Annotated in this window: 10 protein-coding genes; 2 read left to right on the forward strand and 8 right to left on the reverse strand. The window is 58.1% G+C overall.

Features of this window, described 5'->3' with window-relative positions; translation table 11 throughout:
- Positions 1-66: 66 nt before the first annotated feature.
- Positions 67-1,458, reverse strand: a complete 1,392-nt coding sequence (locus GTQ55_RS15335; protein ID WP_161859515.1) for an alanine/glycine:cation symporter family protein — start codon at positions 1,456-1,458, stop codon at positions 67-69.
- A 392-nt stretch (positions 1,459-1,850) separates the two neighbouring features.
- Between GTQ55_RS15335 and GTQ55_RS15340 the strand changes: the two genes are divergently transcribed.
- On the forward strand, positions 1,851-2,615 hold the full coding sequence (locus tag GTQ55_RS15340) for an SDR family NAD(P)-dependent oxidoreductase (RefSeq protein WP_161859516.1): 765 nt from the start codon (positions 1,851-1,853) through the stop codon (positions 2,613-2,615).
- A 136-nt stretch (positions 2,616-2,751) separates the two neighbouring features.
- Here the strand turns inward: GTQ55_RS15340 and GTQ55_RS15345 are convergent, their stop codons facing one another.
- Entirely contained in the window at positions 2,752-4,215 is a 1,464-nt protein-coding gene (locus tag GTQ55_RS15345) for a sugar porter family MFS transporter (protein ID WP_161859517.1), read from the reverse strand.
- Positions 4,216-4,505: 290 nt separating this feature from the next.
- On the opposite strand from GTQ55_RS15345, the gene GTQ55_RS15350 reads away from it, so the two are divergent.
- Positions 4,506-5,552 (forward strand): NADP-dependent oxidoreductase, encoded by a 1,047-nt coding sequence (locus tag GTQ55_RS15350; protein WP_272927885.1) that lies wholly within the window; start codon positions 4,506-4,508, stop codon positions 5,550-5,552.
- Positions 5,553-5,686: 134 nt separating this feature from the next.
- Here GTQ55_RS15350 and GTQ55_RS15355 read toward each other — a convergent pair whose 3' ends face one another.
- From GTQ55_RS15355 to GTQ55_RS15380, 6 genes are all read right to left on the reverse strand, one after another.
- Positions 5,687-6,217: a hypothetical protein gene (locus GTQ55_RS15355; RefSeq protein WP_161859518.1), complete on the reverse strand. Its 531-nt coding sequence runs from the start codon at positions 6,215-6,217 to the stop codon at positions 5,687-5,689.
- Positions 6,217-7,278 (reverse strand): hypothetical protein, encoded by a 1,062-nt coding sequence (locus tag GTQ55_RS15360; protein ID WP_161859519.1) that lies wholly within the window; start codon positions 7,276-7,278, stop codon positions 6,217-6,219. The genes GTQ55_RS15355 and GTQ55_RS15360 overlap by 1 nt, the downstream gene beginning before the upstream one ends.
- A 378-nt stretch (positions 7,279-7,656) precedes the next feature.
- Entirely contained in the window at positions 7,657-7,935 is a 279-nt protein-coding gene (locus GTQ55_RS15365; protein WP_161859520.1) for a hypothetical protein, read from the reverse strand.
- A gap of 370 nt (positions 7,936-8,305) precedes the next feature.
- Positions 8,306-9,109, reverse strand: a complete 804-nt coding sequence (locus tag GTQ55_RS15370) for a hypothetical protein (protein ID WP_161859521.1) — start codon at positions 9,107-9,109, stop codon at positions 8,306-8,308.
- Between the two features lie 1,221 nt (positions 9,110-10,330).
- Positions 10,331-10,879, reverse strand: coding sequence for a hypothetical protein (locus GTQ55_RS15375; RefSeq protein ID WP_161859522.1), 549 nt, complete (start codon positions 10,877-10,879; stop codon positions 10,331-10,333).
- A gap of 183 nt (positions 10,880-11,062) precedes the next feature.
- Entirely contained in the window at positions 11,063-11,371 is a 309-nt protein-coding gene (locus GTQ55_RS15380) for a hypothetical protein (protein ID WP_161859523.1), read from the reverse strand.
- Between the last annotated feature and the right edge of the window lie 492 nt (positions 11,372-11,863).

An 11,863-nucleotide genomic window follows, 5' to 3' on the forward strand; every position in this document is an offset into this window, starting at 1 on the left:
CACATGGTCCAGAAATCCCAACCTTCGGGCAGGTGTTCAATGTCTTCGCCGGCAATCATGCCCGGCTCAGACGCCAGGTGTTTTGGTGAAATAATCGTGGGCGGCCTGATTCACCCGGCCCGACAGCCGCAGTGTGGAAACCATAGTCGGAATCGCCATTACCGCGTACATGCCAATAATCAGATTGTTGACGATGTTCAACGATGCCACTGCACCGAACACAATCAGCAGCAGGTAAATTACCGTGTACACGACCTGATAGCGGTTGCCGAACAGGAATACGAAACATTTCATGCCGTAGTACCAGAATGTGACGATGGTACTGAACGCCAGCGGCACCACCATGATCAGCAGCAACACCGGCCCCCAGCCACCGAACACGCTACTGAAAGCATCGGCGGTAAGGGATACACCTTCCACGCCTTCCCCATGCTGCCAGGCGCCAGTCAACAGAATGACCAGCGCGGTGCAGGTACAGATAATCAGGGTATCGACGATCGGTCCCACCATCGCCACAACGCCCTCGCGCACCGGCTCGGTGGTTTTGGCGGCACCGTGAGCCAGGGACTCGGTACCGATCCCCGCTTCGTTGGAGAAAGCCCCGCGACTGATACCGGTGGCGATCACGGTGCCCAGTGCACCGCCAGCCACCGCCTTGCCGGTAAACGCATCGGAAAAAATGAGGCCAAACGCAGCCGGAATTTCCTGCCAGAAATAGCCGATCACACCCAGGGTGAGAATCAGATAGAACACCACCATCGCCGGCACAATACGCACCGCAAAGCGGCCGATACGCTGGATGCGCCCCGCAATCACCGCCAGCGCCGCCAGTGCCAGTGCGATACCAAGGCCAAATTCAAACTGCAGTGCATCGTCTGCGGATACCCAGCCCATCGGCTCTGCAAAAGAAACGCGCAGCAATTGGACCGTCTGGTTGGACTGGAAAGACGGCAGCAGGCCACACAAGCCAGCGATCGCAAACAGGTAGGCCAGCGGCTGCCAGCGTTTCCCCAGCCCTTCACGGATGACATACATGGGCCCGCCCTGGATTTCTCCCTTGCTGTCACGGCCGCGGTACATCACCGCCAGGGTGGCGGTATAGAACTTGGTGGCAACGCCCACCAGCGCAGTCACCCACATCCAGAAAATGGCACCGGGCCCACCGGTACTGATGGCAATAGCAACGCCGGCAATATTGCCCAGCCCGAGGGTACCGGATAGCGCAGTCGAGAGCGCCTGTCGGTGCGGCACCTGGCCAGGGTCACTGGGGTCGTCGTACTTGCCCCGCAACAGGTCGATACTATGTCCGAGGTGGCGATAAGGTCTGCCGCGGGAACTGAACAACAGGAACAGGCCGCCGCCAACCAGCAATACCAGCAGTGGCGTGCCCCAGGCATAGGAGACAAAGGTGGAGAGGGCGGAATCCAGAGACCCGAGAAACGATTCGAGAAATGACATGGAAATACGACTTTTCGACTGAACTAACCAGCCATAGTCGCGCAACCGATCACAAATCTCAAACCTGTGGGTCCACCGTGTTTTGCGTGCGTTACGCCGTCGTTGCGTCCACTGTGGTGTCTATCCACGGTCAGCCTCTCAATATTGCTGTTTGATAAACACGGCAAACATTGTAAACGATTACATCCGGTGATACTTTCAAATTCACACTTCGGGCAACGCCTTGGCGGACGAACAAATCGTGCCGAGCACGAGCGACGCGCAGTTTCGACCGCCTCGCAGCATGCATTGGGAGTTTCTTCAGCAGACGCTTGCCGGAATACCCTCCTCGAAAGCTGATATTAGCTGAAGAAGATAAACACTTAAGTAGTTAGCCAACCGGATTTTTCAACATGAATACTGCAAATTACCCCGACCTGCGCGACAGCGCGGTCTTTATCACCGGCGGTGGTTCGGGCATTGGTGCAGCGTTTGTACGGGCATTCTGTCGCGCCGGCGCGCGTGTCGCCTTCGTATCGCTGGACGCGTCCAAGGCGCTGTCTCTGTGTGCGGATGTCGAAGCCGAAACGGGTGTGGCGCCGCTATTCCAGCGCTGTGACATCAATGATGTGGAACATCTGCAACAGTGTATCGCCGACGCCGCGGAGAAGATCGGAGATATCAGGGTCCTGATCAATAACGCCGCTCGCGACACGCGGCATACCTTGCAGGGCATGGATGTGACCGGCTGGGATGAATCCCTGAATACCAATCTGCGACCGCACTTCTTTACCGCACAGAAGGTATCCCCCGGAATGCGCGCGCTCGGGGGCGGCAGCATTATCAATGTAGGTTCCAATTCCGCGATGCTCGGGCATGCCGGCTATCCCGCCTACGTCACCGCCAAGGCGGGTATCGTCGGGCTGACAAAGGCGCTCGCACGGGAGCTGGGCGCGGATAATATTCGCGTAAATGCGCTGGTGCCCGGGTGGGTAATGACCGAGCGGCAAAAGCAGTTGTGGGTTACGGAGGAGGCGCTACAGGAGTGCCTCGAGCAACAGTGCCTGAAGGACACCATTGCCGAGCAGGATATTGCCGACGCGGCACTGTTCCTTGCCTCCGGCGCGGCGCGCATGATTACGGCACAAGCACTGGTGGTGGACGGAGGACGCGCCTAACGCGTCGCATCGTTTGTCGCACCTAGGCCGATATTGTGCGGATACAGGTTGTGCGCGGGCTGTGCCGCGCCAGAAACCGATGGGAAAACGGTCGGAAAAGCAGCCAGTAAGACGCTCGCCGTTAAACTCCTGACAATCAGCCCTGCATCTGCTCCAGCTCGCGCCCCTTGGTCTCGCGTACAAACTTGCTGACAAAGAAGATCGAAATGAAAGCGCACAGCGCATAGATGCCGTAACTGCCGGAGAGCTGGATGCTGACCAGCAGGATCGGGAACGACAGGGTGATACCAAAGTTGGCGAGCCACTGGGCCAGGCCAGAGACCGCAAGGCCGGAACCGCGGATCTGGTTGGGGAACATTTCTCCCAGCATTACCCACATGACCGGGCCCCAGGAAGCATTGAAGAACACCACATAACCGTTGGCCGCCAGCAGTGCAACGGTACCGATGGTGTTCGACAAACTCAGGGAGCCGGTCTCATCGAGGGTGGCCTGGGAAAAGGAAACGGCCATGATCGCCAGGGTCACCGCCATACCGATGGAACCGAACCACAACAGCGGCTTGCGGCCGATCTTGTCTACCAAAATCAGCGCGGTAATCACCGCGGCAATACTTACTGCACCGGACACCACATTGATCAGCAGTGCATCGCTCTCGGTAAAGCCGACGGATTGCCACAGCACCGCGCCGTAGTAGAACACCACGTTGATCCCCACCAGCTGCTGGAATACCGCCAGGCCGATGCCGACCCATACGATGCTGCGCAGCTTGCCGGTCTTGGCATCTTTCAGGTCCGATAGGCTGGGGCGATGGTCATCGGCCAGCGAGCCGCGGATATCGCGCTCCTTTTCAGCTGCGGCGCGCGCGCCGAACAGACGGGTCAGCACCGAGCGCGCGCTATCGCCGCGTCCGCTGGCGACCAGGAAGCGCGGGCTTTCGGGAATAAAGTACAGGCCGATCAGAAAGATGGCGGCGGGGATCAGCTCGATCCAGAACATCCAGCGCCAGGCCTCAAACCCCATCCAGAATTCGGTGGTGGAGGCGCCGGCAAATTTGGCGATCGCGTAGTTACTGAGGAAGGCGGCGGTGAGACCACAGATGATCGCTACCTGCTGCACCGTGGCCAGCCTGCCCCGGTAGGCGGCGGGCGCCACCTCGCTGATATAGGCGGGCGTCATCACACTGGCGGCGCCGACGGCAAGGCCGCCGAGAATGCGGTAGAACACAAACTCCAGCGAGCCGGTGGCAACACCGGAGCCCCAGGCAGACACGATAAACATGATCGCGGAGGCCACCAGCAGCGCCTTGCGCCCGTATTTGTCGGCGAGGGTACCGGCGAAGAAAGCGCCGATGGCGCAACCCAGCAGCATGGAGGCCACATTAAAGCCGGTACCGGCGGAATCAGAATTGAACGCGGTCTGCAGGCCTTCCACAGTGCCGTTGATCACACCGCTGTCGAACCCGAACAGGAAGCCGCCGATGGTGGCCACACCGCTGATGGCAATGACCAGGCCGTGATTTGTTTCTGCGTGAAGGGATTCGGAGCCCGCGACTCCGGGCGCAGCATCGACCGCTGCACCGCTGCTGACGGTGGTATTCATCTTATTCTCTCACTCACTGCGGGCCGCTTGGCGGCTCCGATTTATTATCGCCAAACCCTGTTTTACCCCAGCGGGCGCCGGTCTGGACAGCACCTTTATACAATTAATCGGACAAATATGTAAACGATTACAGGGGGCTGGGCGGAAATGGCGCAGGGGCCAACCCGGATGTGTTTAGCGCTTCTCCCCCTGACATCCTTCTGAGCAAACCATTACCTCCGACTACCTTTCAATAGGAACGAAATACTGCACAATCCCTGAAGCACCGGACACACCATGGAGAAAGCCCGATGAGTTTGAACCAGTCCACCAAACACAACCGCCGCCTGGTACTCGCATCCCGCCCCACGGGCGCACCGAGCAACGACAACTTCCGCCTCGAGCAGACCGACATCCCCAAGCCCGCCGACGGTCAGGTGCTCCTGCGCACCGTGTTTCTCTCCCTCGACCCGTATATGCGCGGGCGCATGAGCGATGCCCCGTCCTATGCGGAGCCGGTGGCGATCGACGACGTCATGGTGGGCGGCACCGTGAACCGCGTGGTGGAATCGAAACTGGAGGGGTTCAGCGCGGGCGACTGGGTGCTCTCCTACACCTGTGGCTGGCAGGACTATGCCCTGTCCGACGGCACCATGCTGATCAACCTCGGCACGGGCCCCACCCATCCCTCGCTGGCATTGGGCCTGCTCGGCATGCCGGGCTTTACCGCCTATATGGGCCTGCTGGATATCGGCGCCCCCAAGGAGGGGGAAACCCTGGTGGTGGCCGCCGCCACCGGCCCGGTGGGCGCCACCGTGGGCCAGATCGGCAAACTGAAAGGCTGTCGTGTAGTGGGCGTTGCCGGCGGCCCGGAGAAATGCGATTTTGCGGTGAAAGAGCTGGGCTTTGATACGTGTATCGATCACTACGCCGACGATTTTGACCAGCAACTGGCCGCCGCCTGCGGGGACGGGATCGACGTGTACTTCGAGAACGTTGGCGGCAAGGTATTCGACGGCGTGCTGCCCCTGCTGAACACCAAGGCGCGCATCCCGGTGTGCGGCCTGGTCGCCCGCTACAACGCCACCGAACTACCCGAGGGCCCCGACCGCCTCAGCCTGCTGATGGGCACAATCCTCACCAAGCGCCTCAAGGTGCAGGGGTTCATCATTTTTGACGATTACGGGTACCGTTACGACGAGTTCTACCAGCAGATGTCCCGCTGGTACGCGGACGGAAAAATCAAATACCGCGAGCAGGTCGTCGATGGCCTGGAGCAGGCACCGGAGGCGTTCGCCGGGATGCTGGAGGGCAAGAACTTCGGCAAGCTGGTGGTGCGGGTGGGAGAGGACGACTGAGCCGCACCTAACAAAAACTAAGGTCACAATACCGGCTTGAGGCCGCAGACTCACCGCGCATTCTGCCAGCCGCCAGAATCCACTTGGCGTTGGCAGAAAGCGAGAGGGCGGCGCTCAGCTTTGGTCGCGGGCACTCAGGCCTCGGTGGTAGACGCACACACCTCGAGCAATTGTTCATGCAATGGCAGCAGCGCCTGCTCCAGTGCTCGCTTCAGTGCAGCCTGAAACTCGCTATCGGTGCCCGACCAGTTTAGCCCCACATAGCGACCGCGAAAGAGTACGGGTTGAGCACCCTCTTCATTGGTCACACTCACAACCACCACGGCGGACTTTGAAGTAGCCAGCGGATGTATGTAGGCGCGCTTCACCGTGATCTGCAGCCCGCCCGCTTCGCCACCGAAAACGACTGGTGGCCCACTCCCCTCGAGAATGGACTGAACCATCCCCTGTATCGCCTGATCTTCAAGCTCGTTGAGAGGGCGGGACTTCACGCTTTCGTCATCCACTTTGATTGCTGCGGGGCAACTGGAGATCAGCGGCGACGTCTCGGTCGAACTCGAGGCCGCCTGGCCACCGCCATTCAGCGAGAGTTGTGTATGGGAGTGCTGGCTGGTGCAGGCCGACATACTCAGCATGGCGGCCAGCAGCGCAAATCCCCTACGCATCAGAATACATTGCCCCACAGGGTGTAAACCGGTGCGTAGCGGTATTTGGAAAGCAAGGTGCCATCTGGCTGACGGGTAATGACCATACCCTGCTCATCCTTCTCGAGCAGCTGGGGCTCCTGCAAACCTTTGTTCTTTTCACCCTCAGGCTGAACAGGCAGCGGGTACTGACCACTCAGGTCTTTGAAAATCAGCTTGGCCAGAATCTGGGGAGCCGCGGTCAGCTCATCGCGCAGGAGTTTGGCGTCGTTGGCGAGCCACACACCACCGGCCGGATCATGTCCGGGGACTGGCAGAGTCTCGGTTTTAAGCTTGGCCAACTCTTTGTTCAGTTTTTTCTGATTGCGGGAGATCTGCGATTTGCTCAGTTCGCCTTCTACAGGATATTCCTGTTTCAGACGCGCAGCCTGCTCTTCCTGCTCTTCAGGCGTCAACCGGCGAATAGAGCCGTTGTGGGGATAGGACTGTACTTTGGCAGAGTTTTTATAGACCGGCTTGGCTTTGTTTTTGCTGCGACCATCGAATGCCGTTTCTTTATCATACAGCGCATAGTCCGCGGTAAATTCGATCACTTGCGCTCCCGGCTTGAGGCTGTAGTTTGTCGTTACCAGCAGCAGCAAATCTTCCTGAACGGCCGGCAGATAGTTCGCCACCTTTGTGCCCTCGGGGAGCTGCTCGCTGACCAGTCGAGTATCGGCTACCCAGTCGATCTGCTGCAGGTTTCCGCGAAACGCCTCTTCCACCATATTGCGTACGTTGAGATCCAGGGTTGCATTGCGGTAGGGCTCCACAGCGGATTCCGCATCTTTTGCCCGGGAGTTGTTTACCGAAGCATCCACGGCGGCGCCAACCAGCGCCCCCACCAGCCCGAATTGCGCTCCCGCAGAACCTCCGGCATTGGAAGGCACAAATTCTTTAACGATCTCTTCCTGCTGAACCTGGGAAACAAACTTGAGCGATTGCTTGCCCTGCACAGGGGTAGGGTCGAAGTTTTCATACGGCGTGGTGGAACAAGCGGAAACAAGGACAATACCCGAGGCCGCTAACAGCTTTTTAATCATGGAATCCCCATTTTTATTGGCGTTTTTTTATTTAGCCGGGAATTCTAACAACAGAATTGTCTATCTGGTCATATATAAATAGTCATATAAGTCACACGCTACCGGAGGCGGCCGCGTTATAGAGACAAAAAAGCCCTGCTATATCTCGCCGCATTGCGGAGCGCAACACCCGCTAGGCCCCGAGAGGCCAAGGGTTACGGGCTCTTAGTGTCCTCGCCCAAGGGAGGGTCACTAGGTTGGCGAACCGTTTAGCGAACCGTCTGGGCGCAGGAAGCGCCACCACCTTCTCGGGCGAGCGCATTGTGGCACAAAAAAGCCCAGCGGGCAGGCTGGGCTTAGCGCGAAATAAGGGGTTGGCGGGAGACTCCCGCCCTTGGCTTACAGAGCCGCCAGTGGGACGTTCCCGCCCCGGTCAACGGTCGGCAGCCCCAGGCTGTTACCGGGCTGGCCTACCACCCCGTTGCCCTGTAGGGCGAACTGTACTCCGGGCGCAATCTCCGTCACAGCGAAGTTATCAAAGGTGGTAGCCGAACCGCCCACCAGGGCGCGAGCAGCGGCCGGGGCGCTGGCGGCATCTGCGGCCTCCACAACGAGGGCGTTCAGGCCATCAGAGCGGCGCTTGTTGGGTTGGTCGGCGAATACGAGAAAGTGTGCCATGGGTTCCTCCTGCTGGGATTAGTGCACTAGGGTCGTGTTGGTAAGAAAGGCCGTTCGCCCACCGAGGAGGACGTAGGCCGACAAGCCGAGCTGTTCTGTTTGGTGTGCGGCAGCGATGCCAGAGGGTGGCATATGCGCACCCTCGGCAACGTCCACCCACCTATTGGGGTTGCCGCGAAGTACCCAGCCGAAAAACGGTGCTATTCGGCGCAGGTCAACTCCGCATACCTTTGCAAAGCGAGAAACGGTGGACACGTCGGGCTTAGGAATGCCCCTCGCAGAGCAGTAGGCGGCAACCGCCAAAATGGCAGTCAGTTCGCTATCCGGGAGCAGTCGCATTAGCTCCTGGAGTAGCTGTTCGTTTGTAAGCTCATTCACCTGCGTCATCACCACCTCCTTGCTCAGCCAGAGCAGAGTGCTGCGGTTTTCGAGGCGCTGTTACAGGCCCTTTATTGGCGAGCCCACGGGAAATTTTGCTTAGCGGGTCATGCTGGTTCTGCCCACGAACGAGGGCTTGGCCAATGGCCAGTGCTTCGTCCAGCTCGCGGGTCAGGCGAGAAAATTCTCGGTAGTTGTCGAAGATTGGAAAGCCCCCTTCCTCAACCGAAACATCTGGCCCCATCTCCTGCATTAGGTCGGAGGGGTTAATGGCTCGGTCGCTGGGCTTCTTGCCTTCCTCGTGGGCGAGAATGGCGGTTAGCAATACACCGTTCTGTTCGGTAAGAGCGTGTCCGGCGAGGTTACGAATGGCTTGGGAGCCGAGGCCCTTCAGGCTTTCGGCGTAAGTGGTGCGAGCCTTGGCGGTTTCCGCACTGCCCAGAGTAGCAATATCCAGCGCAGCACGGGCATTACCCAGCGCCCCGCCATGCTCCTCTAGCATTGCCTTGGTCTTCGCCAGTTCTTTTAGGTTCAGCCCAGCAGTCTCGCGGGCTGGGTGGTAAATCTTGTCAATCTGCTCTCGGATTAGTGCGGCGCGGGCTTCACGCTTTGCCGCCGAAGAGAGCTTCTTAATGTGCGGGTGTTGGGCATCAACTTGGACAGGCGCATTCTTTACAGTATCTGCGACCTTCGCGGAGAGCGCGGACACTACACCGTGTCGGCTCTTTACGTCTTTGGCCAGCTCGCGCACTTGGCCGAGTGTTAGCTGCCGTTGCAGCGGAATGGTCTTGGGCATGTTGTCGTCCTCTCTGGTGAGGTGCGCCAGCACTGTTGCCGACGCTACGAAACCATCATGCCTCCTGCTGTTCGGAATTCGTCTCAGCGATCCATTCTTTTCCTGGGAGCAGGCGATACCGCACAGAACCCTTGCGCCCCACTCGGTAGGAAAAAATTGGCTGCCTGAGAGAGCGGCGCAGACGATTAACTACCGAGCCAATTTTCTGTTCAGTCTGGCCCGGTATACAGCCAGCTAATTCAGCCGCACTTAGCCCTTCCCGATGGCGCCCAATCTCAGCCAACGCTGCAGCATCAAGCGAACCTTCCTGTGGGCATTGTGGTGCTTGTGGGGTGCAAGGGTTCTGTAGCTCGTCCACCAAACGAAACAGAAAGTTGTCCAACGGCCAAGGTGCCTTGCCCTCATTCCTGCGGAAACGCGCCCGTCGGAGTAGCGCCGCGATTTGTGTGGGCGCTGGCTTAGGTTCGGGCTTCGGTTCGGGTTTGGGCTTTGGCTTTGGCTTTGGCTTTGGCTTTGGCTTTGGCTTTGGCTTTGGCTTAGGCTTAGGCTTAGGTTCGGGCTTAGGTTCGGGCTTCGGTTTTGGCTTTTGCACTCCCCTCAGCTTAAGTTGCCCACCGGACCCGGCTGCCCACCCCTCCCGTAAAAGTATCGCGTTGTGTTTTTCGGGCGGGCCAAATATTCGCTCCGCCTTCTCTCGGAGAAGGTCATCGTCAATGCCCAGAAGCCCAGTAAACAACTGTCGCCGCTTCGCATATTCGTTAGGCATCTTCGCTGTAAGGAAGATTCGCGCCTCGGTGGAAATTTTTCTTGCTGTGTGCAGCGAAACACCACCTGTTCTTACTACCCCTCCCCGAGCATCAGACCACGCCAGCCATAGTGCTGCCGCCGCTAGCCGTCGCATCGGGCTCGCCTCAGGCTCCTCAAAGTCAGACTCCTGCGCATATGAGCCGCCGATGTTTACGCGACGAGGGTTTTCGTATGTTGCGGCAATAGACCACTTAGCATCGGCATCCGCATTTCGCTGTGTTGGCCGGGAATTTAAGCTGCCCACCATTTTATTGTCTGTGCTCTTTGTTCGTTTGCGTACCATGCTGCTCAGCCGCATTTTTCTCCCACGCAGTAATCCCGTCATCAGTCTGGGGGTAGTCGGGCTCCCATCCCCAAGGGACTCTGCGTGGCTTGTATCCGTACTGGTCAACATGGCCCAGCACAACATCAACCTCAGCTAGGAAGTCGCGGAATCGGTTCGGCATCGCCTCTGGCCTCTGCTAGTTCGTTTAACAATCCAAGCAGCGTTTCGCGCTTTTCTTCGGGCAGGAGAATTATGTCTTCGGGGCGTAGCTCAAGGAGAACAGCGCTGTGATGGTGGTAGTGTTGGTGTTCGTGGCCAACCTGGCCCTGGATGCGCATATCTCGCCGCTCAATGGCGTAGCGCTCGGGCATTAGGCCCTTCGCTCGAAGCTCAAGGAGTCGGTCGCTGTATTTGGTAATCGTGCCCACGAGTTCGCCGCGCTGGTACACAGGCTCTTCGTAGCCCTCCACGGCGCGACGGTGTATCTCGTACTCCACTTCGGCAGCGGCAAGTTCCTGGGCATCATCCCAAGCAGCTGCGAACTCATGGTCACGGGCACGTAGTTTGTAAAACGAGGCGGACGCGAAGTGGGTGCCATCGGCGTGTGGGCTGGCAGCCTTCGCTGCTCTGCGCACAATGCCGTGGCGCCGAAGCTCCGACAGGAAGATGTTTTTGCGTTCTTCAGAAATTTTTGCCATAGCGCCGATCATGCCGGAGCTGCGACAAATTTCGTCTCACGGAATGCGCCCAAAAGGTGCTACGAGGCTGGTAGACGGTTCGCCTAGCGGTTCGCTGGCGCCCAGCGGGCGAGAGGGTGTGTGCCCACTGGGTGCAGCCGGTAACTGTAAGTTACTGGAGGCGAATTACTTATCGAAACTCCCCTATCGAAATTGGGCCAAGTGGTCTTCACGAAAATCAACCCAGTCTTCCAAATGGCATATCGCACCCGAAAGACAAGCTAGTGGGTCAGTGCAACCATCGTAATAAATACGGGCGATTTCGCTACAGACATTCGAAATTATTTCACTAATGTCCCCGAACATAACTTCGATATCTTCCATTCGAAGCTGTTCGGCATCCCTTAAATACTGCGACGCCAGCGCTAATTTATTCGAAGCATCTAACTGCCAGCGGTTTCTCCCGAGTTCGCTCTTGTATTCCGCCAGCGATACCACTTTCTCGGTTTTCATACTGTCTTTCCTCTGTGCTTGCCCAAGCAGCACCGTGCCGCTCGGTGGGCGAAACATTCTCAGAAGTGCAACTGCATTTCCACCATTAACTAGGGTCTCGGATGCAGTTCATGATAAACCCGAGGGTAAGTTCTGTGGGGCCGATTTTGTTATGCGAAAAAGGTATAGACCGCGAAACAAAACGCAAGACGGACGCAGAGAATTTGTGGTATTTCGCTAGCGCGTAATTACCAGGTGGCTGCCGCAGATTCCATCAGCAATTAGCACTTTCTCTCGGTTTATCATCAATGTGGTTTAGCGGTGTTATTGCTGGTTGTTTTCGTTTTCCAACTGTGCAGACTATCGCTGTTGGCTAGGTACCTGCTCCGGTTAGCGACATTACCGCGAGCAGGGAATCCCCTACGGTGGCCAGGGGGATGGGTTAAGTCGCTAACTACAAACCCGCCGCACAACCCAGACCTACCAGAGGCCCCGGGTCGTAACACGATGGAG

It is taken from the genome of Microbulbifer hydrolyticus (assembly GCF_009931115.1).
Taxonomy (GTDB): domain Bacteria; phylum Pseudomonadota; class Gammaproteobacteria; order Pseudomonadales; family Cellvibrionaceae; genus Microbulbifer; species Microbulbifer hydrolyticus.